We start from the raw sequence: 26057 nt of genomic DNA, 5'->3' as shown, positions 1-26057 counted from the left end.
GTCCAACCGTTCATGAGATTATGGAATTTCCTGCAGTCTGTCATTGAACAGTGCTGCGACTCAGCTGGCTCCGTAACAAGCCTATGGGGGGCACATCACGGTGGAAGATACTGCAAGTCTCTGGCGCACTGACCCTACGACGTTCCGCGACGTGGTGATCAACCGCCAAGCCCTTGAAGCTGCCCTGGCAGGCGACTGCCCTCCCGTGGAACGCGTTCGGTACCTCGCTTTGCTTGGCCGGGACGCTCAAGCCCTGGGCGAAGGCTTCAAGCTGCTACCCCACACACCGGACCGTCGCGAGCTGCTGCTGGTCCTTGCACAGATCAATCAACGCCAGTACCGCTGGCATGACGCCGCCGTGCTCCACGAGAAAGCGCTGCGAACAGCCCGGACGCCTGGAGATGAGGCCTACGTTCGCCACCACATCGGGCGCCGGCTTTTCGACGAGGCCCGTTTCCGTGCCGCTGCCGATGAGTTTCAGTGGGCAGCGGACCTCTACCGCGTCGCCGGCCAACCTGAACTTGCCGAAGACAACCGCCAAGCCATGCGGCACGCGCTGCAGGTCCACGCCGCGGAGCGAGGCCCGGGACGTTCGGCGTTCGAGCTCTCCTGAACCCGCTCCCCTGGCCCGGGAATACAGAACAAAGCCCCTGAGCTACAACGTGCGCAGCACCGAGTGTGAAGGCTAGGCATCACCACTACTCCGAACGCTTAAGGCGGGTTCCGCCGTCGTGCCCTTAGCACCTCATGTAGCCTAGTAAGCAAGCTGACTATTTTGGGAATGCGTGGGGGTGCCTGAATGCCTGACATGGAACGATGGCCAACCAGCCGGCTGCTGTCCACGGCAGCGCGGCTCGTGGAGCTGGCATGGAACGACAAACTACGCCCGCTGGGCTTGACCTATCCGGCGGTCCTTACTCTTGATGCTGTTGCGACGGCAGGGCCCATTACGCCCGGGGACCTTGCCCGAAGCGTCCGGGTCCAAGCCCAAACCATGGGGCCGCTGCTGTCCAGGCTTGAATCACGGGGCTACATTCGGCGTGAGCCAAACAGGTTCGACCGGCGCAGCCAGCTGATATCGATTACCGAACTGGGCCTGACACTGCTGGAGCAATCCCACCACCAGGAAAACAATGTGCTCTCGGCCGTCAACCTGGACTCTGAGGATCTCCGCGCAGAGCTCCTGGCAATCGTGCGCCACACCAATTTCAACTAAGTGATAGGTGATCCCGCGTAGACGAAAGCTCGTCTATCTAGCAGTATGGACTCATCCGCTGATGAAGTCCGGCGTCCCAAGGAGAAAGTCTCTCCAACTACAACACCGGGCTATAGACACTCAAAGTGACGCCCGGGCGAGCAAAAAGGGCATCATGAGTGAACTTCAAATAGGCGACAGCCTCCCCGTGGATCTTCTGAGTTTCAGGGCCGCAGAGTGCCTGGTATCAACAGGCGCACCTGAATCAGAGGATGTGTGCGTTCTGGATGCCGGCCACACCGGCAATCATCTGGCCGCAGGTGCAGACATGGTGGTTAGAGCCGTCTGGAGCTAGGCCACAAAAACAAGAAGCTGAGGGCAAGCGACGCAATTCGGGTCGCTTGCCCTCAGCTTTTCTCTTGCTCCAGCGTTCCCTACGTGCCGCAGAAAGTCCGGTAGGGGCCAAAGCTTTCCGGCGCGGGCTCGGCGTACTTTTCCAAGCCGGGGCGTTCGGTGTACGGCTCGGATACGGCGCTCAGCAACCGCTCCGTCGGGCCCGTATCTCCCTCAGTCGCGGCAGCAAGGGCTTCCTCCACCAGATGATTCCGGGGAATGTAGATCGGGTTGACCCTATCCATGGCATCGGCATCCGGTGCGAGTGCCCGCCAGCGTTTCAACCATCGATCAAACGCGGCCAAATCCACGATCTGCCGGCGCGCCGGTTCGGCCTCCCCGCGGGCTGCCCTGCTCAGGCTTCGGAAGAACGAGGTGTAGTCAGCGCGCGTCTCCTGAACCAACTGAAGGAGGTCATCCACCAAAGGTGAGGCAACGGCGTCGTCCAAGTCCTCCGGCAACCCAAGCTTGGCCTTCATGCCGTTGAACCACGTGGCGCTGTACTCCTGGCGGAACCCGTTGAGCGCCTCTACGGCAAGGGCCACCGCCTGTTCCTCATCCTCGTGGATCAGGATTGCGATTGATTCGGCGAAGCGGGCAAGGTTCCACTCCGCAATCACTGGCTGGTTACGGTAGGCGTAACGCCCCATCTCATCAATGGAGCTGTACACCGCGACGGGATCGAAACCCTCCATGAAAGCGCACGGGCCGTAGTCGATGGTCTCTCCGGACACCGTCATGTTGTCCGTGTTCATGACACCGTGCACGAATCCGACCAACATCCACTGCGCCACCAATTTCGCCTGCACCGATATGACGGCCTTGAGGAGCGCGAGATACCGGTTGCTTTCATCGGCCGACGCCGGGTGGTGGCGTTCGATCGCATGGTCGGCAAGCCGTCGCAACAGGTCCAGATCATTGGACGCCCTGGCGTACTGGAAACTACCCACGCGCAGGTGACTGCTGGCCACGCGGGTCAGAACAGCCCCCGGCAGGAGCGTCTCCCGCTGAACCTGACGTCCTGTGGCAACAACCGCGAGGGACCTGGTGGTGGGAATGTTCAGCGCATGCATCGACTCGCTCACGATGTACTCCCGCACCATGGGACCAATCGCCGCCAAACCATCACCGTTCCTGGCAAAGGGCGTGCGCCCCGAACCCTTGAGGTGAATATCGCGCAGCTTCCCGTCAGCACCGGCAACCTCACCCAGCAGGAGTGCGCGGCCATCCCCCAGACGTGGCGAGTAAAAGCCGAACTGATGGCCCGAGTATCCCTGGGCCACCGGAGTCGCCTCCTCAGGAACGGCGTTTCCGATCAGCAGCCTTACGCCCTCCGGGCTCCGGAGAAAATCAGGATCAAAACCAAGCTCGACGGCGAGCGGCTGGTTGAGCACCAGAAGCTGCGGATCCGGAGCTTCCTCCGCCCGCCACGGGATAGCCAGCTCCGGGAGCTCCCGTGCGAAGTGCCCCTCGAAGGCGATGGTGGAACGCGCTACGTCACTCATCTCTTAAGGATATAGACGCAGTTCCCCGCTCGAAAAGACAAGCAGCCCGGATAGCATGTGAACCACTGCCTTTTGGCGGGAGATCCATTGGGGGGCGGTATCCGCCAAAAAGTTAGGCAATACGTGGGTTCATTTGCGCAGCCGCGCCGATTTTCAGTAACAAACCGTTGGGCCGTGGGGTTCGCAGCCGCGTCTTTGGCGGCGTTCTTGGGAGCCATGGTCGTCTTGTTCAGTAACGTCCGCTACCTCCCGTGGACAGGCCCTACGCACCTCATACTGGCTGGATTCGTCGGCCCGCTCGCGGCGAGCTTTTCCGGCGTCGTGCTCTTGCGACGAGCTGGACGGCTGCCTGCCGGCGTCGCTCTCTTCACAGCCATAGGTGCGGTGCCGGCGTGGGCTCTGGCGTTCTCTGCAGCAGCAAGTTGGTCGGTGCGCTTTGACGAAGCCGATAAAGGTCAGGGCTTCAGTTGGTTTGGATCCGCCTTCCTTCCCTTCATGATCCTGGGCTGGGTTGCCGGGACGGTCTGCATAGCGGTCCCGCTTGGTTCACTCCTGGCCAGCCGGCGTTCGCTTGCCGTCCGCGTCTTACAGGCTGTACTCTTGGCCGCACCCACGGCTCTTGCACTCGGGGCTCTCATGCTGATGCCACCCATGGCGGGGACCCTGGGCGCCGTCGCACTCTTTGTCCTGGCCCTCCAGAAGGAACGCCCGGTGCCGTCGCGGGCCGCGGAAGTTACCCCGGTAGTGCCCTGCCAAGCATCGGCGCCGAACCGAAGCACCGTGGCCGGGACTGCACTGACATTGCTCCTGGCGGGGCTGGCGTGCGCTGTCTTTGCCGTCACGGGCAGCAGCTGGGCACCCATGGTCACCAATTCCACGCACGCGATGAACCTCGGTTTAGCCTACGGAGCATTCATCAGTATCCCCCTGCTGGTTCTTGCCGGACTGGTACTTGCCCAGCGTCTGGGGCCCGTCATGCCGTGGTCAGTCGCTCTCGGATGCGCAGCCATGGCCGCCCAGGGCTTCGCGCAACTTCTTGGAGCGGGACACCCCTCTCAGTGGCCTTCCACGGTGGTTGCGGCAACTCTTATAGGCTTCGCCATTGCACTCCCGTTGGGGCGGCTGGTGGTTGCCGGTCGCTTTGCCCGAATCGCCGTCGTGGCCTTGATGGGGCTTGCCGCTGCCACAGTCGGGCTCCCCATAGTGATGATGGCAGCTTTCCTCGCACCCCTCGGGTCGGCAGCATTGCTTATCTGGTCCTGGAGGGCCGGCAGGACGCGGTGGCTATGTCAACCAAACCTGTCACAGTCAGCTGCACCGGCTGCGCACCCGACTGATCATCCGGCGCTCCTCCAGCTAGCTGACGGACTGGTCGCCGAGATGAGACGCTAACCGCCCTGTACCAGCGCCCCGGATGAATGATTGGATATGGCATGCCTACTCCTCCCTCAGTAACCGTCTGCGGCCCGGCATCGTGGAACCAGCTCATTCTTCTCGACCATCTTCCGGAGCCTGTCCCGCACATGCAGTTTGCCCGCCGTTCTTGGGAGACCATCGGAGGGACCTCGGCGGGCAAGGCCCTGCACCTCGCAGACCTCGGAGTCAAGGTGCGGTTGTGCTCGCCGCTTGGAACTGACACGGAAGGCCAGCGGATCCGCAGCGCCCTGACGGCAGCCGGGGTCGCCGTCGAACGCTTGACGTCTGAACAGACCGAGCGCCACGTCAACCTCATGTCCGACGACGGCAAGCGGGTTTCGCTGTACCTTGCGGTTCCGTCGACGCCCAGCGAGCACGAACTAAGTGTCGCTGCTGAGGCGGTGGCTGCGGCCGACGTCGCGATCATCGACCTCAGCGAACTTGGTACGCTCCTGCTGCAACGTTTGGACCCCCAACAGACCCCTATCTGGGCCGACCTTCACGACTACGACGGATCGTCAGAATTCCACGAGCCATTCCTTCGCGCCGCCACCACAGTCTTCATGAGTGACGACAGTACAGAGGACCCATGGGAGCTTATGCGCGCTTGCCTGGAACGCGGCCCCCGCTTGGCAGTCTGCACCCGCGGGGCAGAAGGGGCCATTGCGTTGGAGGCCTCCGGTGCGCGGCATGAGGTCAGTGCAGTACCCGCCCATGTGGTTGATACCAACGGTGCAGGTGACGCCTTCATGACCGGTTTCCTGGCAGCGACGCTCCGCGGCGCAACGGTGGATGATGCCCTCAAAGCCGCGGCAGCACAAGCCCGCATAGCGATTGAGAGTGAGCACCTGCACCCTGTCTTGACCTCGCTGTAGCTCAGGTCACATAATACTTCAGGCACTAAATTTTGAGCCCAAATTATCTTCGGAGACACAATGAATGCAATCCCCGACCATTCAGGAAGCCCCGCCGGCGGCGAATCAGGCATGGACCGCTGGAACGCGTTATGGGAGCCGGCCGCCCGCCGCTATCAGCCGCTCGTCGATCCGGCGACACCAGCCGGGGACCCCGCAGCTATGGCATCTCCGGAGACAGCAGCGCAGCCTTAGTCCAGACTCGTCCCTTAGGGCCGCTTATCGCGCCCTTCGACGGATCAGCGTGGCCGACCCGGGGACACTTGTTCGTTGTAAGGAGCGCGGGGCAGCGCAGGCAGTTCATCGATGAGTTCGTTAGCCGCGTGCGCCAACAGGTCCCTCTGCAGCGAAGGCAGCGAGTGAAGCGACTGAAGGTAGGCATCGACTTCGTATTCGCCCACCATCCCGCCGATGGAAAAGTAGCGCAGCCACAAATCCTCATCCGGAATTCCCGCGCTTGTCAGGGCCTTGCGCAGACCCTTGAGCTGGAGTTGTTCTTGAAGGGATAGTCCCTCGCAACCGTTCCGCTCAGGTTCCGTCATAAGATTCTTCCTTCTTCCCCCCGCTGAGGATTTGGGCGCTGACGGACGCCAGGGATTGCTTGGTTTCTTGGGACAGGTTCAGAAGTTCCCTGACAGCGTCCTCCTCAGCCATGCCGCGCTGACCCATGAGGTAACCCTGGGCGCGGCTGATGGTGTCCCGGCTGTTCAGCGCCTCCACCAGGCCTTCACTGAAGCGTTTCGGTGTCTCAGAACTCTGAATGTTGTCCAAGAGGATGGCTGCGGAGGCAGCAAGCTTCTGCAGGGACCGCGCCGTGGTCTGGTCGTAAGCATCGGTGGCAGCGGCGTAGAGCTTCATGGCTCCGAGACACCTGCTTCCACGTATCAAGGGGACGCTGATGACTGAGGCAATGGCGAGTTCCCGTGCGGCCTCTGCCCATTCCGGCCAACGGTCATCCGTCTCGGCGTTGTGGACGATGACGGTGCGTTCGGTTGCCCAAGCGGTCAGGCACGGCCCCTCCCCCAACCGGTATTGCGACTGGTCAACCTGGATCACCAAAGGATCCGTGGCTCCGGCACTGGTCCTGTTGCCCTGCTCATCAATGAGAGACACTCCGGCTCCTGCACTGCCGGGGAACGCATCACGGATTCCTTCGGCAAGCAGCTGCACTGCCCTGTCTACCTTTTCCTCTGTCAGGAGCAAGCCCTTGATCCGGGCCAGAGTAAGGGTGAGTTCGTCGAGGGGAAGTTGCTGGGACATGATACAAAAATGACCTTCCACGGGATGATATTCCCGCCGATGACTTCAGGCCGCTTGCTGGACCTGATTCATTCTCAGAATAGGCACAGCAGGATTCGCTTCGTCAACGGACGTGCTGCTGATCAACTGCCCCCTTCCGCTGAAACAGCACTAAAATTGAAGTCAGAGGGAATGGCGATGTCTCTGGCTTTGATGATTGCCCTGGTCCTGATGGGCATAGCTTGCTTGGCTGCTGCGATAGGCGCGGTGGTCTTGGTGATCCGCGACGGCCGCGGCGAGATTCCGCTGGAACCACCCGTCCGGCCGTGGGTTGCCGGAAACCTTCCGAGCCGCCCGTACTCCACGCTCCCCCGCATCTGAAGCAGACGTGATTTAACGCGGGCGCGCTACTACGCTTCCGTACCCCACGAGTTCAAAATGCGGACACCACCAACCTCACGCGATTGATTACAGACCTCGGCTAGCCATCCGCAAGACCTTTGAAGCCTGCGCAGCCTGGGACTCCGCCTCCTCAATGCCGGGACCAGTAAAAGCGTGTGTTCCGCAGCCAGGTCCGTGAGGAATTCGTCCACGTCCACGGACTGCAGAACGAGGTCCTGAAGCTGCTCGGTGACGCTGTCACTACGGGATGCTTGGGGATCGTAAGCCATGTCAGCCTCCCTCCGAATAGTAGGGCCCGCCACCGCACAACGGAAAGTCTACGCCGCGCTTTTTGCAGATGACTAAGGCTGGATATGGCGCCTCAAAGCCTCCAAGGTGGTTTCCGGCGAGGTGTTGAAGCAGAACGGGATTCCGGGTGCTTCCGCGCTGCACGTGTTGATGACCCGCTCGAACAATTCTGTGTACTCCGGGACCATCCTGATTCCACCGCCGATCATCACCAGGCCAAAACGGTCACGGGCAAAGGCTTCTCGAATTTCCGATTCAGCCTCATCCGGCGAAGTGCCGATCAGACAGGACACAGCATCAAAGCCGGCGGCAATTGTTGCTCCGAAACCGGCCTCGATCCGTTCGGTCATGATGGCTTCATCCAGCCCGGGAGGCAGCTTGCTGTAGTCGAGCGCACTGGCTCGGATACCGATCATCAGGATTCGAGTCATGCCGATCACTTTGCCATGCGCCAAGTGGTCTGCATAGGAAGTGGCCTGTGTAGGAAATTGGCCTCAAACAGCCAAGAGGGCGGCCGAATGTTCGACCGCCCTCCAATCGCGAAAGCTATTTCGTGGTCAGCACGTTCCAAAGGATCAAGTCATGCGCGTGCCGGGCCTTGTCATCGCCACGGAAGTCGGCTTCTTTGATACTTCCCCCTGTGTCGATGCCAATGCTCGACGTCGAAGCGAACCGGCCCATCATCGATTTATTGGAGAGCATGGAGACGGAGCGGATGTTCTTGTAGGGCACAGACACGATGGCGAGCTTATTGCCCACGAAGCTCTTGTCTTGCAGAATGACGCGCATGTTCGTGATACCGACGAAGCCAGTGCCAACGCCGATGCAGTCGTACACCGCATAGACAATTTCGCCTTGCAGGAGACCCGCCCGGATTTGTTCTAATTGCTCCGGCTTGTCGTGAATGATGTTGGTCAAAATTTTCTTTCCTGCGTCAGTCGCGAAGAGGAACGCCCTTGGCGTCCCTCCGGAAGTAGTCGGCTCCGGCAAGGATCATGATGCCCTCGATAAGGCCCCACAGGCCCACCAACCCGAAAGTGAAGATGCCCACAACCACAGTGAGAACCAACTGAATGACACCGATGGTGGTGTAGCCCAGGTAGAAGCGGTGGATGCCGAGGCCGCCCAGGAAAATTCCTAGAAGGCCGGCCGCAATTTTCGACTTGGGCTGCGGATAAGCGTAGGCCATATTGGGTTGCGGCGGCTGTGCCCCGTACTGAGGTTGCTGGGGCGCCTGCGGCTGAGCGTAGTACTGCGGCTGTGGCGGCTGCGTGCCGTACTGCGGCTGTGGCGGCTGCGTGCCGTACTGCGGCTGCGGCGGCTGCGCCCCGTACTGCGGCTGCTGGGGCATCTGCGGCGGAGCGTAGTGCTGCTGCAGTTGAGCGGAATGATCCGGCTGCTGCGGCGCCGGAGGCTGGTGGACTTCAGGTGTGTCCGGATTGGGGTCGGGTTGCGGCTGTGTCATGTGATGCCTTTCGGAGAATGTTTATGCAGCCCACGGCGCAGGGTAACGACAGTCTCCGCCGAGGTCCCCAACATTCATGTGCCGATCATCAGTCTGACGGACACACCGGCGATTCGGCTGGATTGGACGCAACATTTCCCATTTCAAGGGGTCAAGCCGCTCCCCCAGGGAGCGGGACGGGCGCCCAGCCACCGTGGGCGGCAGCAACGTCGTCGTACTTTCGCCACGCCACGAGCTACAGAAGGTTCCTTATCTGTACGGTCGCCTCTGTACGGTCGCCGTCGAGTACACGATTGTTGGCTCTTAGGACGACGGCCAACTCTCCGTGGGAATGTTAGGCTCGGCTTCATTCACGCTGTTGTGTCACGGGCCTTGCAGGGGAACATGGGAAGCTTTCGATCATTTGCGTTCAAGTCTGCGGCACTTGGCGCATTGTTATTAGGCTCGACGGCGGTGGGCGCTGCACCCGCCGCAGCGGATTCCCAGGACTGGGTTCCTCCAATGTTTGGTATGCCTAACGTCGGTTCGGAACTGACCATAGGAAAGGCCGATTACGGCCTACAGGACTGCCCATCGACGGCGGAGGCCCCGCACGGCTTCGTCATGGAATGGTTGAGCAACGGCGACCCCCTGCCTCCGGAGCGTCAGGGCGAATTCCTGAAGCTCCTTCCCGAGGACCAAGGCAACCGCATATCGTTCAACGTTTACGGCGTGTGCTCTGAATCAGAAGTGTTCCAGAGCGCCGAGACCGCTCCCATCGCAGCATCCAATCGCTCCATGGGGTGGACCGGCCGCGGTAATTTCGAACTCCTGGGCCGCACCAATGACGGCAACTTGGTCCTCTACCCGCACGTCTACAGCCCGGAGTACTCGATCTGTCCGTCCGGCGCCCGGTGTGTCCTTTACAACCACACATCGGAAGCACCGCGGGTAGTAGGCCGGGGCTTCGGCATCTTCGACACCGTCTTCTCCACGGGTGATTTTGACGGCGACGGCAACAACGATCTCCTTGGCCGCGACAGGGCAGGAACGCTGCATATCTACCCAGGAGATGGCAACGGCGGATGGCTCCCTCCGTCACAAGTCGGCTGGGGCTGGAACATCTTTGACGCCGTGGTGGGACCAGGAGATTTCGACGGCGACGGCAACAATGACGTCCTCGCCCGGGACACAACAGGAGACCTGTACCTCTACCCTGGTGACGGCGACGGCGGGTGGCTGGCATCATCTCGTGTGGGCACCGGATGGGATGTCATGAACAAGCTGGTGACACCCGGCGACACCGACGGCGACGGCGCCGTGGACATTTACGCCCGGGACCACTCCGGCATCCTGTACCAGTACCCGGCGGATGGCAACGGCGGTTGGAAAGCCCCATCCATTGCTGGTCAGGGCTGGGAAGTCATGACCGAAATAAGCGGCGCCGGTATCTATGAACGGCTCTACGGGGCCCGCTACTCCGCTCTCAAACCCCTCAACGACATCGTGGGCATCGATGAAACCGGCGACCTGCGTCTCTTCATGAACTCGGAGTACGGGGCCGGCCTCTTCGGCAACATGCACATTGGTACCGGCTGGGGGATCTTCAACACCCTGATCTAGCTTCGCTCAGTGCATAAAGCCGCTGCCGTCCCAGTCGCGGTCGAATTTGCCACAGCTGGTGCAGCGCCGGTACCGTCCGCTGCCGTCCTCCGCGGATTCCACGTGCCAGCGGTGGTGGAGATTGAATTTGCACATGATCATCTGGAGCATGGCACTCTCCGTTCAAAGCACGCTGAACCGCCAGGCGCGTTCCAATGCGTGTGACTTATTTTAGGCCGCACGCCTTAGTTGCGGGTAGAGGGTTCCGCTGGGACGCACGCAATCATCCAGCTCCCTGAGCTGTATTCTCTATCTGAGCCACGTCTTGATGGTCTTTTCTGGTTTGGAACTACACCCTCCAGGTGCTGAACCATTGATGTTCCTGGGGGAACCATAATTCAGTCCCGATGCTCGCGGGTCCTTGCCCGCGTCAAGTCCATTCACCGGATTTCCGTGCCTCAAGAGCGGCAGCCCGGCTCCCGCATTCACTTATGGTGCTCTCACCGATGTCTAAGCCAGAGCCTACGAAACCTGCCCTTGTTCGCCCTGCTCAGCGCACAACTGCAAGTGGGACGAACAAGGGCGGAATCCGCAGCAGAAAGTGGGAGTTAGCCCTTGAAAACGGGTGCCCGCTTCTCCTGGAAGGCACGGAAACCCTCGGCGTAGTCGTCGGTTTTGCACAGCCGGGCCTGCTCGGTGTTTTCCTCGGCCATGGAAGCCCACAGGCCCAGGCGCTGGTCGCGGATGTGGGCCACGAGCTCCTTCGACGCATTGAAAGCGCCAGTCGCTCCTACAGCCACGCGAGAAACGATCTCCCGGGTCACCGGCAGCAGGGAATCCGCAGGCATCGCCCGGCTGAACATCCCCTGTTCCACGGCTTCAGCGCCGGAAATGAGATCGGCGGTGTAGATCAGGTCCAAGGTGCGGTGCATGCCCAGGCGCTCGGTGAAGTACCAGTGCCCGCCCGAGTCCAGCGTGGCTCCAAGCTTGGCAAACGGCGAGCCGAACTTTGCGTTGTCCGCCACGTAAACAACGTCCGTGGCCAGCAGCAGCCCCAGCCCAACCCCAAGGCAAGCACCATGGGCGGCGGCAAACGTGGGTGCCGGGAACGCAGCCATCTTCTTCAGCAGCGGCTCCACGAGTCCGCCGAGGTAAGCCTGCGCATCATCGGTTTCCGGCGTCACCCCTGAGATGTCGCGACCGGCACAGAACGCGCGTCCCTCTCCGCGAAGCAGCAGCACCCGCACCTCACCACGTGAGGCGGCGGCAGCAGCGTCGTCGTACGCTTTGTCCAGTTGGGCAAGCGCGTCCTCGTTGAGCGAGTTCAGCTTGTCCGGGTAGTTGAGGACTATTTCGGCAATACCGTTGGCAATGGAGAGCTCGATCATGGGGACTCCTTAGACGTCGAAGTCGACGGTAACTTCTTCGCTGGTGGGGTGGGACTGGCAGGTGAGGACGTAGCCCTTGTCCAGCTCGTCCTGTTCAAGGGCGTAGTTCTCATCCATGGTCACCGTACCGGTGATCAGCTTGGCGCGGCAGGTGCCGCAGACACCACCGGCGCACGCGAAGGGAACGTCCGGGCGGACACGCAACGCAGCGTTGAGGATGGACTCGCGGGCGTGTGTGGGGCTGGCGACGTCGCCGGTCAGCCCGTCCAAAGTAAAGGTGATCTTGTACGTATCCTGCGACTCGTCCTCCACAACAGGACGGCCGGCGTTGCCCTCGGGACGATCCGGACGGCCAGTGGTGAACAGCTCAAAACGCACGTGCTCGGGCTCAACGCCGCGGGCAGCAAGGGTGTCACGGCACAGCTGGACCAATTCGAACGGCCCGCACAAGAACCACTCGTCCACATCCTCGGCACGGATGGCACTACTGAGCAGTGCCTGCAGCTTCTCGGAATCAATACGACCCGTCATCAGCGGTGCGATCCGCTGCTCGCGTGACAACACGTGGTGGAGTGCCAGGCGCGAGGGGTACTTGTCCTTCAAGTCCGCCAGCTCTTCAAGGAACATGACATCCATGGCCGCCTTGTTTGCGTAGACAAGGTCAAACGTGGTTTCCGGATTGGCCGCCAGCAACGTACGTGCAATCGCGATCACCGGCGTGATGCCCGAACCTGCGGCGATCGCCACGAAATTACCCGGCTCCCCCGCCAACTCCTCCGGGTGGTTCATGGAATTCATGACGTTGTGCTGAACCGACGCGCCGTCCTTGCCGTGCCGCGAGATGAACGCACCCTGCGGGCTCATGACATCCAGGACGTCGCCGGCCTTCAGTTCGGCGTTGGCCCACGTAGAGAAGAGACCGCCCAGGTCCTTCTTGATGGCCACGCGGATCTCGCTGCTGCCGTCCCCGAAGCTGCGCGGCTCTGCGCAAATCGAGTAACTGCGGCGGACCTCGTGCGGCTCACCCTTCTCATCGGGGAGCGTGGTTCGAAGGGCCACGTACTGGCCGGGCAGGTAGTCGTATTGCCCGGCAAGCCCGGCAGGAACCCCGAACGTGACCTCAATGGCATCGTCCGTCAGGCGCCGGACTTCCGTGACGGTCAGGTTGTGGAAAGACGCACGACGGCGACTGGCCGTCTGGGTTTCGGTGGTCATGGAATTCCTTAGAGGACTTTGAAGTAGTCGAACGGTTCCTTGCAGTCCTGGCAGACGAACAACGCCTTGCAGGACGTGGAACCAAAGCGGGTGAGTTCCTTGGTGTTCAACGACGAACACTGCGGGCATTTCACGGCCAGGCTCAGGCGGACAGGACCGGAGTGGCCACCGGCAGCAGCCATGCCACTGGGCGGAGCAATCCCGTATTCCTCCAGCTTGGCCTTGCCGGATTCGGTCATCCAGTCAGTGGTCCACGCCGGCGACAGCACCAGGTTGATGTGCACGCTGGCGTAGCCCTCCTTCTGGAAGGCAGCCCGCAGGTCGTCACCAATGGCATCCATCGCCGGGCAGCCCGAGTAGGTGGGCGTGATGGTGACCTCGACGACGGCACTGGAGGCACCGCCGTCGTGCTGGCCTGGCGTTTCGGCAGAGGTGGGTGCTTCGGCAGGGCCGTGTGCTTCGGCAGGGGTGGGTGCTTCGGCAGGGGAAACCCGCACGCCGCGGAGGATGCCCAGGTCCTCGATGGTGAGGACTGGAATCTCCGGATCGCAGACCGTGGACGCGATGTCCCAGGCCCGCTGCTCGGCTGTCCTTGGCTGCGTTGGTGAACGGGTAGCCATGCTGGTCACCAGCTCGCGCCGGGGTGCTCGCGGGCAAGGACCTGCATCTCAGCGAGGATATAGCCCATGAATTCGGAGTGCTTGCCGTTGCGTCCACCGCCCAGGGCCTGCGGCACGCCGGGGATTTCCAGCTCCGCTTCGGCCATGATCCCACGGGTGAGGCGATCGAATTCTGCGCGGAGGCTGGACGGCTGAACTGTAACGCCAGCCTCGGACAGGCGGGTGGTGAGCTCGTCGTCTTCGAAGAGTTCATCCACGTACGGCCATACGAGCTTGAAGCCCTGGATGATGCGTGCGCGGGACTCGTCCGTGCCTCCGGCCAAACGAAGCACCCACTGGGCGCTGTGGTCGCGGTGGTAGTCCACTTCCTTGACGGCCTTCGCGGAGATGGCTGCGAGGGTGGCGTCGCTTGATGCGGTAAGCGCCGTGTAGAGCTCGTACTGGTAGAAGCTCACGATGAACTGGCGGGCGATGGTCACCGCGAAGTCGCCGTTGGGCTGCTCAAACAAGTGCGCGGAACGGAACTCGTGCTCGCGGCGGAAGTACGCCAGGTCGTCCTCGGACTTACCCCAAGCTGCACCGGCGTAGGTCAGGAACGAACGCGCGTGGCCCAACTGGTCCAAGGCAATATTGCCCAAGGCGATGTCTTCTTCAAGCTCCGGAGCACGCGAAATCCAGTGCCCCAGGCGCTGGGCGAGGATCAGGCCGTCATCGCCGATGCGCAGGGCGAACTCTGCCACATCTTCGCTGGGTTTGACCTGCCCACGGCTGATCTCCAGGGCGATGTCCTCCGGACGCAGCGCGTTGCCCGGCGTGATGCGGGTGGCGCTCGCCGAGCCGTCACCTGAAGCCCCGGCTCCGTGGACGCCCACGGAGATGTCGCCGTGGCCTTCGATTGCGAAGTCAGTGTCTTTAGTGTTGCTCACAGGTGCTTCACGCCTTCGCTCTTGGTGTAATACGTTGCGTGGCGGTAATCCTTACCCTGCGGGGACTCGAAGAAGGAACCCTTGGAGTCGGGATCGCTGGAGGAGATGGCCTCGGCCGGGACCACCCAGATGGAGACGCCTTCGTTGCGGCGGGTGTACAAATCCCGTGCATTCCGGAGGGCCATAGCGGCGTCCGGTGCGTGCAACGATCCTGCGTGCACGTGCGAAAGGCCGCGGCTGGAGCGGACGAAGACCTCCCAAAGGGACCAAGGGGTTTCTTCCTTGGCGCCGCCCAAGGTGACGTCGGGGCCTGAGACGCGCCCCGTCGTCGAGCTTTCAGCGTTGGTTGCCGCAACCTTGGGGGCTTCGCGGTTGATTTCGCTGGCGGCGCTGGCCGGTGCTTCCGGATTGCCGTGAGGGCTCATGCTGCGTGTTCCTTCTGTGCTTGCTTGCGGGCGTACGCCACGGCGGCTTCGCGAACCCAGGCACCGTTTTCGTGTGCCTCACGGCGGCGCTCGACGCGCTGCGAGTTGCAGGGACCGCGGCCGGCCAGGACTTCCTTGAACTCATTCCAGTCCAGGGGTCCGTGCTCCCACTTCTTGGTTTCCTCGTTGAAACGGATGTCCTTGTCAGGAAGGGTCAGGCCGAGGACCCGGACCTGCTCCACCATCATGCCGACGAACCGGCTGCGCAGCTCGTCATTGCTGAAGCGCTTGATGTTCCAGGCCATGGACTGCTTGGAGTTGGGTGAATCGTCATCCGGCGGACCGAACATCATCAGCGACGGCGCATACCAGCGGTTCACCGCCTCCTGGGCCATCTGCTTCTGCGCAGGCGTGCCGTTGGAAAGTTCCAGCAGGATCTCGAAACCCTGGCGCTGGTGGAATGATTCTTCCTTGCAGATGCGCACCATTGCGCGACCGTAAGGACCATAGGATGCACGGCACAGGGGCACCTGGTTGCAGATGGCGGCACCATCAACAAGCCAGCCGATGGCTCCCATGTCAGCCCAGGAAATCGTGGGGTAGTTGAAAATGGACGAGTACCGGGCCTTGCCGGCAATCAGGTCCTCCATCATCTGGTCCCGGGACTGGCCCAATGTCTCAGCGGCGGAGTAAAGGTACAGGCCGTGGCCGGCCTCGTCCTGGACCTTGGCCATGAGGATGGATTTGCGCTTCAGGCTCGGCGCCCTGGTGATCCAGTTGGCTTCCGGCTGCATGCCGATGATTTCCGAGTGCGCGTGCTGCGAGATCTGGCGCAGCAAAGTCTTGCGGTAAGCCGCCGGCATCCAGTCGCGCGGTTCGATGCGCGAGTCCTCCGAAATGATGCGATCAAAATACGCCTGTCCGGCTGCCTCCCGCTCCTGCTCTTCCGGGGACAGCTCAGCGGGCACTGACTGCAGATTCTGCGATGCCATGGTTGCTCCTAATAAATTACCGACCGTTCGTTCAGAATATGCGGAGCGGGTGATTTCAGTCAAGCGTTCGCTTGTTGGCACCGGACGTGTTCGGACTCTGTTCAGTGGCCCTGCGTTGTTGACAAGGTCCTCGCCACTCACCGTGTTAACTTGGGGTGGGACCTCAGCTGTCCCCAGTCACCGCCAGAAAAGAGCCTTACGTGGAATCGCCCCAGCCCTTCAGGATTCTCACCGTCTGCACCGGGAACATCTGCCGCTCCCCCGTTGCCGAACGGTTGCTGCAGGCCGGGCTCAACCAGGTCAGCCCGGGATCCTTCGAAGTCCGCAGCGCCGGCACGCGAGCCATGGTGGGCGAGCCCATCCAGCCGCTCTCAGCCCAAATCATCAGCACGTTCCGTGGCAGCCCCGACGGTTTTGCGGCCAGGCAACTCACGCCCAAAATCCTCAAGGAAACCGACCTGGTGCTGGCCATGACCTCCAAGCATCGCGGCGAAGTCCTCCAACTGGACGCATCTTTGTTGAAACGCACCTTCACCGTCCGGGAATTTGCCCGAATGCTGTCCGTGCTGGAGAACCGTGGCGATACCGCCTCTGCCGGCGACATCACGGAGTTCTGGCGTGCGCTCCCCACCCGGGCGGCATCGGTCCGCCACCTCGCTTTGCCATCCGACCCTTCAGACAACGACGTGGTAGACCCCTACCGACGAGCGGAAGAGGTCTACCACCAGATGGAGGATGAGCTGGCCCCGGCCATCCTGGGCATCCTCCGTTTCGCGCGCCTGACGGCGCCGGCCTAGTTCTTGTTTATCAGTTGAGGGCAATCACCAGTATCTGGCTGGTGCCGGGAATGCAGGTCTGCAGGACAACTGCCGGGAATCCCCCGAACACGGCTGCGACGTCGTTGGTAGTTCCCGGGTTGGGTACTTGGCCCCTACCGGTGGCCGTGAAGGTTCCGTAGCCCGGAATCGACACGGTTTCACCAACGCTGATTCCCGAGAACCGGCCCCAGCCTCCGCAGAAATCGTGCTCTGTGATGAACGTGGCGTAGGCATTGGTTGGCGTGTACTGGATGGGCCCGATGCAGGCGTCCACCATCGATTGGCCTCCCGCTCCGGCCACGTAGATGGTCCTGACAGCAGGAGCGGGTGCCGGCGCGGGAGCCGGAGCTACTGGAGCGGCTGCTGCCGGTGCTTGCGCGGGTGCGGCCTGGGCTGCTGGAGCGGCTGGAGCTGCCGGAGCCGGAGCGACGATCGCGATAGGAGGTCCCGTCAGCTTCAAAACCTGCCCCGGCACAATCACTGAGTAAGCGCTAAGGCCGTTGGCAGCCAACATCGCAGTGACATCCACTCCGTAGCGCGAAGCAATGGAACCCACCGTGTCGCCGGACGCCACCGTGTAGAGGTTGGGGTCGCCGGCAGGTGGTGCCGGGGCCGCCTCGACGGGAGCGGGTGCGGGTGGCTCGGGTGCGGGTGCGGGTGGTTCGGGAGCGGGCGCTGCGGGCGCCTCAGCTGCGGGCGCCTCAGCTGCCGGTGCTGCGGCTGCCGGCACTGCTGGCGCTTCAGCTGCAGGGGCTGCTTCCGAATCCTGCACAGGCAGAGCTGCGGGGGCTTTGGTACCTTCATCCTTCGCGGAAGGCACCTGCTCATTGGAAACAGTTTGGTCAACCTCACCCGCGGGTTGCGTAGCCCAATTGACGACGCCAAAGAATAGTGGGATCAGTGCCAATATCGCGAGCACTGCGCCGGCAATCAACAGCTTGGGTTTGCTGAATTTTGGCCGCCGAACATCAGCGTTGCTCTTGGTTGACAGGGACGTTTGAAGATCTAAGTCATTCATATTCATGGGAAACCCCGGACTCCATGGCTTGGACCGCGCATGACAAACCGCTGTGGGTCTGAAGGAGAAAAGCGCAGCTACGTATTGGGAGGGCACCACCTGGTATTGACGGGGGTGCAGTCCACCGCTGAGCCGGAGGAACGGAATTGCTATAAACCTTAGGAATTCCAATGCTACGAAGAGGACAATGTCTGCCGCACGAGTAGGAACTACTCGACTTTCCCTGTTTTGACCTGAACGGTTACTTGGGCATTACGCAGTTTTCCGAAATGGACTACTTGCCCTCACCCTCCGTTCATCCGCGCCCCGCACTGTGGAACCCATGACTGACCTCTCGCGCCGCTCACTCGTCAAAACCTCCCTCGCCACGCTCGCCCTCGCAGGCATTGCCACGGGCACTGCCGCGCCCGCTTCGGCCATCCCGGCTTCCGCCCCTTCCGCCATCCCTCTGGTACGTAAGAGGCTCACGCTTCCTACGGGGATCGCCACCGGCGACGTCACTACGGACTCCGCCGTCCTCTGGTCCCGCGCTTCCGGTCCGGGCCGGCTCACGGCTCAGCTTCAGGCCGTGGACAACGCGGGCGGGATCCTTCGGGGACGCTACGGTTTCAACCGCACTATCCGCGGCCCCCTGGCCACCGATGCCAGCGATTTCACCGCCAAAATCCACGCCAAGGGCCTGCCCGCGGGCACACGCTTCGCACTGGAACTGACCTTCGAAGATGAAAACGGTCCCGGGGAGGCAGTTCGAGGCACGTTCAGCACAGCGCCCGCTTCCGCTACGGGAAAGCACGACGGCGGTACTGAAGACGCGCGCGGAGGCGGCAGTTCGTCGTCGAACCCGCAGTCCTTCGTGTGGACCGGAGATACCGCCGGCCAAGGCTGGGGCATCAACGAGGAACTCGGCGGCATGCGAGGCTACAAAGCCATGCACGCCACGAAGCCCGACTTCTTCATCCACTCCGGCGACACCATTTACGCCGACGGCCCCATCGCCGCCACCGTCACGGAAAAGGACGGCCAGGTGTGGCGGAATATCGTCACTGAGGAAGTGTCCAAGGTTGCCGAGACGCTCAAGGAGTACCGCGGCAGGCACCGCTACAACTCGCTGGACGCCAATATGCGCGCCATGTTCGCCGATGTCCCCGTCATCGCGCAGTGGGATGACCACGAGACCACCAACAACTGGTACCCCGGCGAAATCCTGGACGACCCCCGCTACACCGAGCGCAACGTCAATGTCCTGGCCGCCCGCGGCCGGCAGGCGTGGCAGGAGAACATGCCCATAGCGGACGCCGCGGCACTCTGGCGCCCGGGAACTTACGACGCCGGCCAGTACCAGCCAGCGCGCATCTATCGGAAGATTTCGCGCGGGCCTCAGTTGGAGATCTTCTGCCTGGACATGCGGACCTTCAAGTCCCCCAACACCGACGGCAAGGAACCGTATGCCACCAGCATCCTGGGCCAGGAGCAGGTGGATTGGCTGATCAAGGAAGTCCGCACATCCAAGGCGACATGGAAGGTGATCGCCGCGGACCTGCCGCTGGGAATCATCGTGCCCGACGGCGCCGTGAACCAGGAAAGCCTGGCCAACCGCGACCCCGGAGCCCCTTTGGGACGCGAGCTTGAAATTGCCGGCGTGCTCAGCGCCTTCAAGAAGTACGGGGTCAAGAACACCGTGTGGCTGACCGCTGACGTGCACTACTGCGCGGCCCACCACTATTCCCCCGAGCGGGCGTCCTTCACGGATTTCGACCCCTTCTGGGAATTTGTTGCCGGGCCCATCAACGCAGGCTCTTTCGGACCGAGCGAGATGGACAAGACCTTCGGTCCCGAAGTTCTGTTTGCCAAGGCCGGGCGCTTCCCGGGCGAGTCACCCCGTGACGGCGAGAACCAGTACTTCGGGCATGTGGATCTCGCTTCGGACGGCTTGTTCACGGTGAGCCTGCGGAACGCCCTCGGGGCAACGATCTACTCGAAGACGCTCACACCGCAGCGCTGACCCATGTAGGCCTACCATCTGGTACCCAATGTGCCCCTTGCAGGGCACGTTGGGTACTTAGACGGTGATTTCGGCGTATGCTCTCCTCAGCGCAGGCAAGACGCGTTGTTCGCTTTTGGTGGGGCCACTTTCGAAGGCAGGGGTTCAGTGGCAGGAGTGAAGCACGGGGTTCTTCCAGTGCGCTCGTCGTTGCGGCAGGTTTGGGTGCTCTTCTTAGTGCCTGTCGCGGTTTGTCTGGTGCTGTTGGCTTTCGGTCTTGCAAGCGGAGCAGGGACGACGACGGCGCAGCTCGCCGGTGACTTGGCCATCCTTCTCGCCGCACTCACCGCGCTGACCACTCATACCCTCGCTGCCCGTCGGCGCCGGGACAACAACCCCGGCCGCTGGTTCATCGTGGCGGGCCTGGCCGTATGGAGCGCCGGGCAAACGGTGTGGACCATCAACGGCATCACCCTGAACCACCAATACCCGTTCCCGTCCTTCGCAGACATCGGCTTCGTTTGGTACGCGCTGCCCGCATCCATCGGACTTGTGCTGCTGTCAAGAGGACAAGGCCTGCGCATTTCACTGCGCCGCACCATTCTGGACGCAGGTGTGGTAGCAAGTTCCACATTCTTTATCGCGTGGAGCTCCGTGCTGGGACCCCTGGCCGGGGCCACTGACCAGGACGCCTTTGCCCACACGACGCAGATGGCCTACCCCATTGCGGACGTGTTCATGGTCTCCGTGGTGATCGTCCTGACCATGCGCGCAGCCCGCGGCCGCAGGCTCCCTTGGCTGAGCATGGGAATTGGCTTCTGGATCCTTGCCATCACAGACCTCGGATACATGAGCTTAACGCTCCAAGGCATCACGGGCGTTACAGGCTCCCCCTTGGCTCTGGGGTGGGTGCTGGCCTTCCTCTTGGTGGGGCTGAGTCCCTTGCTCCCCGAAGCCGGAAGCACCCAAAAGGATGGGCGCGCCTACGCCGTAGCCCTTGAACTTCTCCCCTACCTGCCCGTGTTCAGTGCGGTCTTCTTTTCGCGCAGCCGTCCCATCGGAGAGGACCGCGTCCTGCTGCTCACAGGGCTGGTGGTGATCGTCTTTGTCATCGTGCGGCAGGTGCTGATCGTCGTCGAAAACGTGACGCTGACCCGCGAACTCGAATCGAAGGTGGCCGAACGGACGGCCGAACTTGAGGGACTCGGGGCAATCGTCAACTCCTCCGGCGACGCCATCATTGGGGAAACCCCCGATGGCGTGATCACCAGTTGGAACCCTGGTGCCGAACGCATCTTCGGCTACCCGGCCTCGGAGGCCGTTGGTCGCAAAGGGGACTTCTTTGTCCCGAAGGACCTGATGGAGAACGAACGCCAGGCATTGGAAGCTACCGCGCACAGCGGCGTAGTGCAGAACTACGAAAGCCATCGGCTACGCGGTGACGGAGAGGTAATCCCGGTATCCGTGACTCTGTCTCCTGTCCAGGGTGAATCAGGCATCCGCGGCGTCGCCACCATCTCCCGCGACATCACCGAACGCAAAGCTGCCGAAAAGGAACTCCTTGCAGCCCGCGAAGCAGCCCTTGAGGCCAGCCGCCTCAAATCCGAGTTTCTGGCCACCATGAGCCACGAAATCCGGACTCCCCTCAACGCGGTGATCGGACTGACCTCGCTCATGATGGACACGCCCCTCAGTGAAGGCCAGAGGCAGTACGCCCAAGGAGTAAAGGGCGCCGGCGAGGTCCTGCTGACCCTGATCAACGACATCCTTGACTTCTCCAAACTGGAAGCCGGAAAAGTGGACCTGGACGTCAACGTCTTCGACCCCCGGGCGCTGGTTGAAGAAGTAGCGGGACTGGTTGTGGAAGCTGCACAGGGAAAGAACCTGGAGCTGATCTCCTACTGCCACCCTGACGTTCCGGTGCGCCTCATGGGCGACGCCGGCCGCATCCGCCAAATCCTGTTGAACCTGTCCTCCAACGCGGTCAAGTTCACTCCATCCGGTGAAGTGGAAGTCCAGGTCTCCGTTCTTGCCCAGGACCCGGCCAAGGCATCCTTGCGCTTCGAGGTCAGGGACACGGGCATTGGCATCAGCGCCGAAAACCATCAGAGGCTCTTCGAATCCTTCGCCCAAGCAGACGCCTCCACCACACGCCGTTATGGCGGAACGGGACTGGGCCTGGCTATCTCACGGCGCCTCACGGAAGTCATGGGCGGCAGGATCGGCTTGGACAGTGAGCCGGGAGAAGGCAGCAGGTTCTGGTTTGACCTCGAACTGCCCCTTGGCCCGGCCCCTTCGGACACCGAATCCTTGCCTGCCACCCTCACCGGGCGCCGGGTATTGGTGGTGGACGACAATGCAACCAACCGCCTGGTGCTGGAAACGCAACTGGCCAGCTGGGGAATGTTCCCGGTCTCGGTTGCGGACGCCGCCTCCGCTTTGGACGAGTACCGGGCAGCGGCCTCTTCGAGCGACCCATACGACATCGCCGTGGTGGACATGTGCATGCCCGATACCGACGGCCTCCAACTTGCCCGCAGCATCAAAACCGAGAGCAACGGCTCCGGCGGCCCGGGGATCATCCTGCTGACCTCCACCATGCAAGTGGAAAGGAGCGACCTCACCGCAGCCGGGATCCGCGAATACCTCACCAAGCCCGTCCGCAGCTCCGAACTCTATAACCGCCTCTTGCGTGTGCTGGCCACCAAGACCGCCGGCATGCCTTCCCCGCCTGTGCTCGCCCGCCCTGTTGAATCGGCGGATCCTGCGCCGTTGCTCGGGAGATTGCTGGTGGCCGAGGACAACGAAGTCAATCAACTGGTGGCCCGGGGCATGGCGAACCGCCTCGGTTACGAAGTTGACATTGTGGACGACGGCGAACAAGCCGTTTCCGCTGCGCTGTCCGGCACGTATGCAGCTGTGCTCATGGACTGCCATATGCCCGTCATGGACGGCTTCGACGCAACCCGGGCAATCCGGGCCCGCAACGGACACTCCGCCCGTATTCCCATCATCGCCATGACCGCCGGCGCCCTGGACGAGGACCGCGAGCGCTGCTTCGCCGCCGGCATGGACGATTACATCAGCAAGCCCGTGGATCTGGCCACACTCGCTGAAGTCCTCTCGCGCTGGGTGCCGCAGACGTCGACGACGGACGGCGGGGTGGATGCCGAGGCTGCGGCTGACGCCGGTCAACAGCAGGCGGAAGCACCGGCGTCGAACTCTGGTGTTCTTGACCATGACCGGCTGAAGATCCTGCGTGAACTTGGGCCCGCGGACGGTTTGGGGTTGTTACCCGAAGCCGTCAGGGCTTTTCGGCAGGATTCCCAGGGAGCCGTGGAGACGTTGCGTGCTGCACTGGAAAACGAGCAAGCCGCGGATGTGGAAGCGGCGGCGCACAAACTCGCGGGTGCGGCAGCCAATATTGGAGCGGTTGGTGCTGCCGCCCTGTGCAAGGACCTGGAACGGCTGGGACGCGATGCAGGACCGGAGCTGGGATCCGAAGGTGAACTGTTGCTGAGCCAATTGCATACGGAACTCGCTCGCGTGGACGAGGCGCTCAAGCGCACACTTTCTGAAGCACACTCACCGGGGGCACTGTGAAAATCCTCATCGCTGACGACGACCGGATCTCCCGGATGGTCACCAAGGCCGCCGTCGAGCAGTCCGGTCACGAGTGCATCGTGGCCGTCGACGGTGACTCGGCGTGGGAACTCTATAAGGAACACAGCCCCGAAGCCGTGGTGACCGACCTGATGATGCCCGGCCTGAACGGGCTGGATCTCTGCCGCGCCATCCGGGCGGCCGAGGAGGACAGGTATACCTATGTGATCCTGGTGACCTCGCACGGTTCGCGGAAAGATGTGCTGGCTGGAATGGAGGCAGGGGCAGACGACTATGTCACCAAGCCCCTTGATCCGTTCAGCCTGCACATCCGGCTCCTGGCTGCCCAGCGCATCACCTCGCTCCACGCGGACCTGGCCCGGTACCGTTCCGCGCTGTCTGAGCAGGCCCGCACGGACCCCCTCACCAAGCTGCATAACCGCCTGAAGCTGGCCGAGGACCTCGGCCAGTTGCATAGCCGCGAAGACCACGACTACTGCCTGGCGATGGTGGATGTAGATAACTTCAAGAGCTACAACGACATTTACGGCCACCAAGCCGGGGACGCAGCCCTGGTGGCCATCGCCACAACCCTCGCCCGAGAGATGCGGAAGGGCGACGCCGTGTATCGCTTTGGCGGTGAGGAGTTCCTGCTGGTGCTTGAAGACCAGTCGGCGGCTACCGCCGGAGTCGTCCTGGAAAGGGTCCGGTCCGCAGTGCATGATCTACGCATCGAACACTCGGGGGACCCCGACGGCGTCCTGACCATCAGTGCCGGTGTCTCGGCCTACGCTGAGGGGCATCGGGCAGGCAGCGAGCAACTTTTACGCGAAGCCGATCTGGCCCTGTACGCGGCGAAGGCGTCCGGGCGGAACCGGGTGACCCTGGCAAATGCACTCCGCTCAGAGTGAACCAGTCGGAGCTTGGAGCTGCCGGATAACCTCCTTGTAGTCCTCCACCGTGACGCCGGTGCCCGGCCGGCCCTTTTCTCCAAAGAGGTTTTCTTCGAAGCCGAACAGGAACATGGTCATGCCGCATTCCGAGGCATAGCGGGGCGCAGTTTGCAGTTGTTCGGCGAGGCTATGTGACTGCGGCGCCCCGCCAGTGAAGGGCGCACCGGGAGGCCCAGGGTTCTCACCGACCAATCCCAGGCCCGCCCCCCGGGCCAAGGCACTCGTGTACCTGTGGGAGGACCATTGTGAGACGTTGTCCGTCAGCACGCCTTCCTGGTCATGTGGACGGCACTGGTCTTGTGGCGGAACAGCAGCACGTGATCTGACATCCGAGACGTCATCCAGTCCGGTGAAGTCCACGTCCACCCCTGGCAACCGTGCCAGGATCCCGAACTGGGCAGCATAGTCCAAGCCGCGTTCCTGGGCGCCGTCCGGGTTGGCCCTTCCATCCAGGCGTCCCTCGATTGCTTCTGTCTTGTCATTCGGCAGCACTCCCCGCCCTGCCACAGGAACGTGGATCCGCCCTTGATATCCGAGCGAACGCAACTGGCCCACTTGCCATGCCACCGCCTCCGCAACGGATCCGGCGTACCAATCCCACCACCTCCGGACCTGTTCGTCGGTGACTGACCTGCCGTGCCACGAGCGGGAGCCCGGTACCCACCCCGGCATAGGAGAAGGCGCTACTCCCCAGGCCAAACCAATACCGAACTGGGGAGCGTCACCAAAGGCCCAAAACTCGCGATCATTCCCACCGTCCCCTGGGCCGGGGTATCCGAGCTCACCGCTGGCGTTCGTCCCCACCCGAATTGCTGCTACGCCCTCGAAACCCAGGTCAGATGCGAGCCGGGCGAGGTACTTTTGTGCAGCGTTCCTGGCCTTGGCGCTGAAAACCAGTTCAGCCCCGGCTTCCTGGGGCACACCCCCCGCGCTTCCTTTCAGCGCTCCACCGGGCAGGGTTCGTACCCACTCCGGCGGGTAGTGCAGGCCCGGGGAGAGCACCACGCCCATGCCGGCTTTGCGGCAATCGCTTAGACGCACCCGCACCTCGGCAACGTAGTGTCGGTCCACCTGATCTGCTTCGGGCTGGTAACGGTCCCAGGCCAGCGGCAATTCCACCACGGAAACCCCGGCCCTTTGAAGTGCTGCCAGCTTTTCCGGATCACAACTGGCTCCCAAAACCCCGAAGGACAGGGTCGGGGGTGCTTGCCCGGTCTCCGGGCTGCATCCGGCGGTCATCGTGGCAATGACGAACAGCAGCAACAGCGTGGGAACCAGCGCTCTCACTGATAACCGCCCGACACAGGCGGGAGCGTCAGCCCGCCGTCGACGGCCTCCTCCAACGTTGGACGGTCCACCTTCCATACCACCGTGTCACCTGACGTTGGTCCCGTGAAAGAGAAAACCGGCCGGGCGTTGTTCTGCAACCAGTGCAAGAACTCAGGCGAAGCGAAACCGTACCCCTCACTCAACTGCCTGCCCTGAGTCAGGACGTACTCGGCCCCTCCATCCCTCAGGGACTGAAGGGACGGCATCACAGCCCAGCCCTCATGAGGCTGCAAGGCGAATTCGCCCGTGACGGACGTCAAAGCTACCTTCGACGACGGCGGCAACCCGGCGTTCATCCAATCCCGTGCACGCACAAGCCCGTCATCCACCACTGACCTTGCCTGAACACCCAGAAAGAGACTGAGGACACCCATGACAGCCGCAAAAGCCC

General features: G+C 62.3%; 29 protein-coding genes. 12 read left to right on the top strand and 17 right to left on the bottom strand.

All coding sequences use genetic code 11. The features are described 5' to 3' along the window. The first annotated feature begins 100 nt into the window (after positions 1-100). The 3 genes from ACLRGI_RS06945 (at position 101) to ACLRGI_RS06935 (ending at position 1550) form a co-directional block, all read left to right on the top strand. On the top strand, positions 101-613 hold the full coding sequence (locus tag ACLRGI_RS06945; protein ID WP_419200930.1) for a hypothetical protein: 513 nt from the start codon (positions 101-103) through the stop codon (positions 611-613). Positions 614-808: 195 nt separating this feature from the next. Further along, positions 809-1216 (top strand): MarR family winged helix-turn-helix transcriptional regulator, encoded by a 408-nt coding sequence (locus ACLRGI_RS06940; protein WP_419200929.1) that lies wholly within the window; start codon positions 809-811, stop codon positions 1214-1216. A 154-nt stretch (positions 1217-1370) separates the two neighbouring features. Continuing rightward, the gene (locus tag ACLRGI_RS06935; RefSeq protein ID WP_172325321.1) at positions 1371-1550 is read left to right on the top strand and encodes a hypothetical protein; all 180 of its coding nucleotides are present in this window, start codon (positions 1371-1373) and stop codon (positions 1548-1550) included. Positions 1551-1629: 79 nt separating this feature from the next. On the opposite strand, the gene ACLRGI_RS06930 is transcribed toward ACLRGI_RS06935, so the two are convergent. Beyond that, positions 1630-3093, bottom strand: coding sequence for a protein adenylyltransferase SelO (locus ACLRGI_RS06930; RefSeq protein ID WP_419200928.1), 1464 nt, complete (start codon positions 3091-3093; stop codon positions 1630-1632). 174 nt (positions 3094-3267) lie between these two features. Here ACLRGI_RS06930 and ACLRGI_RS06925 point away from each other — a divergent pair, with 174 nt between their 5' ends. The 3 genes from ACLRGI_RS06925 to ACLRGI_RS06915 are packed head-to-tail and all read left to right on the top strand — an operon-like array spanning position 3268 to position 5618. Next, on the top strand, positions 3268-4485 hold the full coding sequence (locus ACLRGI_RS06925; protein WP_419200927.1) for a hypothetical protein: 1218 nt from the start codon (positions 3268-3270) through the stop codon (positions 4483-4485). A gap of 41 nt (positions 4486-4526) precedes the next feature. After that, the gene (locus tag ACLRGI_RS06920) at positions 4527-5384 is read left to right on the top strand and encodes a carbohydrate kinase family protein (protein WP_419200926.1); all 858 of its coding nucleotides are present in this window, start codon (positions 4527-4529) and stop codon (positions 5382-5384) included. A gap of 60 nt (positions 5385-5444) precedes the next feature. After that, positions 5445-5618 carry a hypothetical protein gene (locus ACLRGI_RS06915; RefSeq protein WP_419200925.1) on the top strand — a complete coding sequence of 58 codons (174 nt, stop codon included), beginning with the start codon at positions 5445-5447 and terminating at the stop codon, positions 5616-5618. A gap of 44 nt (positions 5619-5662) precedes the next feature. Here the strand turns inward: ACLRGI_RS06915 and ACLRGI_RS06910 are convergent, their stop codons facing one another. Then, positions 5663-5965: a hypothetical protein gene (locus tag ACLRGI_RS06910; RefSeq protein ID WP_419200924.1), complete on the bottom strand. Its 303-nt coding sequence runs from the start codon at positions 5963-5965 to the stop codon at positions 5663-5665. Further along, on the bottom strand, positions 5952-6683 hold the full coding sequence (locus ACLRGI_RS06905) for a GAF and ANTAR domain-containing protein (protein WP_419200923.1): 732 nt from the start codon (positions 6681-6683) through the stop codon (positions 5952-5954). The genes ACLRGI_RS06910 and ACLRGI_RS06905 overlap by 14 nt, the downstream gene beginning before the upstream one ends. Positions 6684-6860: 177 nt before the next feature. Here ACLRGI_RS06905 and ACLRGI_RS06900 point away from each other — a divergent pair, with 177 nt between their 5' ends. Next, entirely contained in the window at positions 6861-7043 is a 183-nt protein-coding gene (locus ACLRGI_RS06900; RefSeq protein WP_419200922.1) for a hypothetical protein, read from the top strand. A 29-nt stretch (positions 7044-7072) separates the two neighbouring features. On the opposite strand, the gene ACLRGI_RS06895 is transcribed toward ACLRGI_RS06900, so the two are convergent. From ACLRGI_RS06895 to ACLRGI_RS06880, 4 genes are all read right to left on the bottom strand, one after another. Then, complete coding sequence (locus ACLRGI_RS06895; protein ID WP_419200921.1) at positions 7073-7333, bottom strand: hypothetical protein; 261 nt, start codon at positions 7331-7333, stop codon at positions 7073-7075. A gap of 72 nt (positions 7334-7405) precedes the next feature. After that, positions 7406-7783: a hypothetical protein gene (locus ACLRGI_RS06890; protein ID WP_419200919.1), complete on the bottom strand. Its 378-nt coding sequence runs from the start codon at positions 7781-7783 to the stop codon at positions 7406-7408. Positions 7784-7898: 115 nt separating this feature from the next. Then, positions 7899-8270, bottom strand: a complete 372-nt coding sequence (locus ACLRGI_RS06885; protein ID WP_144650587.1) for a PH domain-containing protein — start codon at positions 8268-8270, stop codon at positions 7899-7901. A 16-nt stretch (positions 8271-8286) separates the two neighbouring features. Continuing rightward, positions 8287-8817, bottom strand: a complete 531-nt coding sequence (locus ACLRGI_RS06880; protein WP_419200918.1) for a TM2 domain-containing protein — start codon at positions 8815-8817, stop codon at positions 8287-8289. 510 nt (positions 8818-9327) lie between these two features. Here ACLRGI_RS06880 and ACLRGI_RS06875 point away from each other — a divergent pair. Next, on the top strand, positions 9328-10419 hold the full coding sequence (locus ACLRGI_RS06875; RefSeq protein ID WP_419200917.1) for an FG-GAP repeat domain-containing protein: 1092 nt from the start codon (positions 9328-9330) through the stop codon (positions 10417-10419). A gap of 6 nt (positions 10420-10425) precedes the next feature. Here ACLRGI_RS06875 and ACLRGI_RS06870 read toward each other — a convergent pair whose 3' ends face one another. The 7 genes from ACLRGI_RS06870 to paaA all read right to left on the bottom strand — a co-directional run bounded on the left by ACLRGI_RS06870 (position 10426) and on the right by paaA (position 15964). Next, complete coding sequence (locus ACLRGI_RS06870) at positions 10426-10569, bottom strand: hypothetical protein (protein ID WP_419200916.1); 144 nt, start codon at positions 10567-10569, stop codon at positions 10426-10428. 437 nt (positions 10570-11006) lie between these two features. Beyond that, positions 11007-11786 carry an enoyl-CoA hydratase/isomerase family protein gene (locus ACLRGI_RS06865; protein ID WP_419200915.1) on the bottom strand — a complete coding sequence of 260 codons (780 nt, stop codon included), beginning with the start codon at positions 11784-11786 and terminating at the stop codon, positions 11007-11009. 9 nt (positions 11787-11795) lie between these two features. Then, a complete protein-coding gene (gene paaE, locus ACLRGI_RS06860) occupies positions 11796-13001 on the bottom strand; it encodes a 1,2-phenylacetyl-CoA epoxidase subunit PaaE (RefSeq protein WP_419200914.1) in 1206 nt (401 codons plus the stop codon). 8 nt (positions 13002-13009) lie between these two features. Beyond that, positions 13010-13621 carry a 1,2-phenylacetyl-CoA epoxidase subunit PaaD gene (paaD, locus tag ACLRGI_RS06855; protein ID WP_419200913.1) on the bottom strand — a complete coding sequence of 204 codons (612 nt, stop codon included), beginning with the start codon at positions 13619-13621 and terminating at the stop codon, positions 13010-13012. 5 nt (positions 13622-13626) lie between these two features. Then, positions 13627-14547 (bottom strand): 1,2-phenylacetyl-CoA epoxidase subunit PaaC, encoded by a 921-nt coding sequence (gene paaC / locus ACLRGI_RS06850; RefSeq protein WP_419200912.1) that lies wholly within the window; start codon positions 14545-14547, stop codon positions 13627-13629. Continuing rightward, complete coding sequence (gene paaB, locus ACLRGI_RS06845) at positions 14544-14972, bottom strand: 1,2-phenylacetyl-CoA epoxidase subunit PaaB (protein ID WP_419200911.1); 429 nt, start codon at positions 14970-14972, stop codon at positions 14544-14546. Before paaB ends, paaC begins: the two co-directional genes overlap by 4 nt. Beyond that, positions 14969-15964, bottom strand: coding sequence for a 1,2-phenylacetyl-CoA epoxidase subunit PaaA (gene paaA / locus ACLRGI_RS06840; RefSeq protein ID WP_419200910.1), 996 nt, complete (start codon positions 15962-15964; stop codon positions 14969-14971). Before paaA ends, paaB begins: the two co-directional genes overlap by 4 nt. A 200-nt stretch (positions 15965-16164) precedes the next feature. On the opposite strand from paaA, the gene ACLRGI_RS06835 reads away from it, so the two are divergent. Then, entirely contained in the window at positions 16165-16761 is a 597-nt protein-coding gene (locus ACLRGI_RS06835) for an arsenate reductase/protein-tyrosine-phosphatase family protein (protein ID WP_419200909.1), read from the top strand. A 10-nt stretch (positions 16762-16771) separates the two neighbouring features. Here the strand turns inward: ACLRGI_RS06835 and ACLRGI_RS06830 are convergent, their stop codons facing one another. Continuing rightward, positions 16772-17806: a LysM peptidoglycan-binding domain-containing protein gene (locus ACLRGI_RS06830; protein WP_419200908.1), complete on the bottom strand. Its 1035-nt coding sequence runs from the start codon at positions 17804-17806 to the stop codon at positions 16772-16774. 316 nt (positions 17807-18122) lie between these two features. On the opposite strand from ACLRGI_RS06830, the gene ACLRGI_RS06825 reads away from it, so the two are divergent. From ACLRGI_RS06825 to ACLRGI_RS06815, 3 genes are all read left to right on the top strand, one after another. After that, positions 18123-19802 carry an alkaline phosphatase D family protein gene (locus tag ACLRGI_RS06825; protein WP_419200907.1) on the top strand — a complete coding sequence of 560 codons (1680 nt, stop codon included), beginning with the start codon at positions 18123-18125 and terminating at the stop codon, positions 19800-19802. 147 nt (positions 19803-19949) lie between these two features. Then, positions 19950-23384: a hybrid sensor histidine kinase/response regulator gene (locus tag ACLRGI_RS06820; RefSeq protein WP_419200906.1), complete on the top strand. Its 3435-nt coding sequence runs from the start codon at positions 19950-19952 to the stop codon at positions 23382-23384. Beyond that, entirely contained in the window at positions 23381-24295 is a 915-nt protein-coding gene (locus ACLRGI_RS06815) for a GGDEF domain-containing response regulator (protein WP_419200905.1), read from the top strand. Before ACLRGI_RS06820 ends, ACLRGI_RS06815 begins: the two co-directional genes overlap by 4 nt. Here ACLRGI_RS06815 and ACLRGI_RS06810 read toward each other — a convergent pair. After that, positions 24287-25624, bottom strand: coding sequence for a hypothetical protein (locus ACLRGI_RS06810; protein ID WP_419200904.1), 1338 nt, complete (start codon positions 25622-25624; stop codon positions 24287-24289). The two genes, ACLRGI_RS06815 and ACLRGI_RS06810, sit on opposite strands and share 9 nt — an antisense overlap. Then, complete coding sequence (locus ACLRGI_RS06805; RefSeq protein ID WP_419200903.1) at positions 25621-26040, bottom strand: hypothetical protein; 420 nt, start codon at positions 26038-26040, stop codon at positions 25621-25623. Before ACLRGI_RS06805 ends, ACLRGI_RS06810 begins: the two co-directional genes overlap by 4 nt. Positions 26041-26057: the final 17 nt, after the last annotated feature.

The organism is Paenarthrobacter sp. PPS72, from assembly GCF_048537125.1.
Taxonomy (GTDB): Bacteria; Actinomycetota; Actinomycetes; order Actinomycetales; family Micrococcaceae; genus Arthrobacter; species Arthrobacter nitroguajacolicus_E.
This window is presented reverse-complemented; position numbering and strand designations above follow the sequence as displayed.

Bases quoted from the DNA above. Each gene is read 5' to 3' on its own strand.
- ACLRGI_RS06880 (WP_419200918.1), bottom strand. From the start codon at position 8,817: ATGACACAGCCGCAACCCGACCCCAATCCGGACACACCTGAAGTCCAC.
- ACLRGI_RS06905 (WP_419200923.1), bottom strand. From the start codon at position 6,683: ATGTCCCAGCAACTTCCCCTCGACGAACTCACCCTTACTCTGGCCCGG.
- paaE (WP_419200914.1), bottom strand. From the start codon at position 13,001: ATGACCACCGAAACCCAGACGGCCAGTCGCCGTCGTGCGTCTTTCCAC.
- ACLRGI_RS06805 (WP_419200903.1), bottom strand. From the start codon at position 26,040: ATGGGTGTCCTCAGTCTCTTTCTGGGTGTTCAGGCAAGGTCAGTGGTG.
- ACLRGI_RS06830 (WP_419200908.1), bottom strand. From the start codon at position 17,806: ATGAATATGAATGACTTAGATCTTCAAACGTCCCTGTCAACCAAGAGC.
- ACLRGI_RS06920 (WP_419200926.1), top strand. From the start codon at position 4,527: ATGCCTACTCCTCCCTCAGTAACCGTCTGCGGCCCGGCATCGTGGAAC.
- ACLRGI_RS06915 (WP_419200925.1), top strand. From the start codon at position 5,445: ATGAATGCAATCCCCGACCATTCAGGAAGCCCCGCCGGCGGCGAATCA.
- ACLRGI_RS06825 (WP_419200907.1), top strand. From the start codon at position 18,123: ATGACTGACCTCTCGCGCCGCTCACTCGTCAAAACCTCCCTCGCCACG.
- ACLRGI_RS06930 (WP_419200928.1), bottom strand. From the start codon at position 3,093: ATGAGTGACGTAGCGCGTTCCACCATCGCCTTCGAGGGGCACTTCGCA.
- paaD (WP_419200913.1), bottom strand. From the start codon at position 13,621: ATGGCTACCCGTTCACCAACGCAGCCAAGGACAGCCGAGCAGCGGGCC.
- ACLRGI_RS06900 (WP_419200922.1), top strand. From the start codon at position 6,861: ATGTCTCTGGCTTTGATGATTGCCCTGGTCCTGATGGGCATAGCTTGC.
- ACLRGI_RS06940 (WP_419200929.1), top strand. From the start codon at position 809: ATGGAACGATGGCCAACCAGCCGGCTGCTGTCCACGGCAGCGCGGCTC.
- ACLRGI_RS06865 (WP_419200915.1), bottom strand. From the start codon at position 11,786: ATGATCGAGCTCTCCATTGCCAACGGTATTGCCGAAATAGTCCTCAAC.
- ACLRGI_RS06895 (WP_419200921.1), bottom strand. From the start codon at position 7,333: ATGGCTTACGATCCCCAAGCATCCCGTAGTGACAGCGTCACCGAGCAG.
- paaA (WP_419200910.1), bottom strand. From the start codon at position 15,964: ATGGCATCGCAGAATCTGCAGTCAGTGCCCGCTGAGCTGTCCCCGGAA.
- ACLRGI_RS06890 (WP_419200919.1), bottom strand. From the start codon at position 7,783: ATGACTCGAATCCTGATGATCGGTATCCGAGCCAGTGCGCTCGACTAC.
- ACLRGI_RS06910 (WP_419200924.1), bottom strand. From the start codon at position 5,965: ATGACGGAACCTGAGCGGAACGGTTGCGAGGGACTATCCCTTCAAGAA.
- ACLRGI_RS06870 (WP_419200916.1), bottom strand. From the start codon at position 10,569: ATGCTCCAGATGATCATGTGCAAATTCAATCTCCACCACCGCTGGCAC.
- ACLRGI_RS06935 (WP_172325321.1), top strand. From the start codon at position 1,371: ATGAGTGAACTTCAAATAGGCGACAGCCTCCCCGTGGATCTTCTGAGT.
- paaB (WP_419200911.1), bottom strand. From the start codon at position 14,972: ATGAGCCCTCACGGCAATCCGGAAGCACCGGCCAGCGCCGCCAGCGAA.
- ACLRGI_RS06875 (WP_419200917.1), top strand. From the start codon at position 9,328: ATGCCTAACGTCGGTTCGGAACTGACCATAGGAAAGGCCGATTACGGC.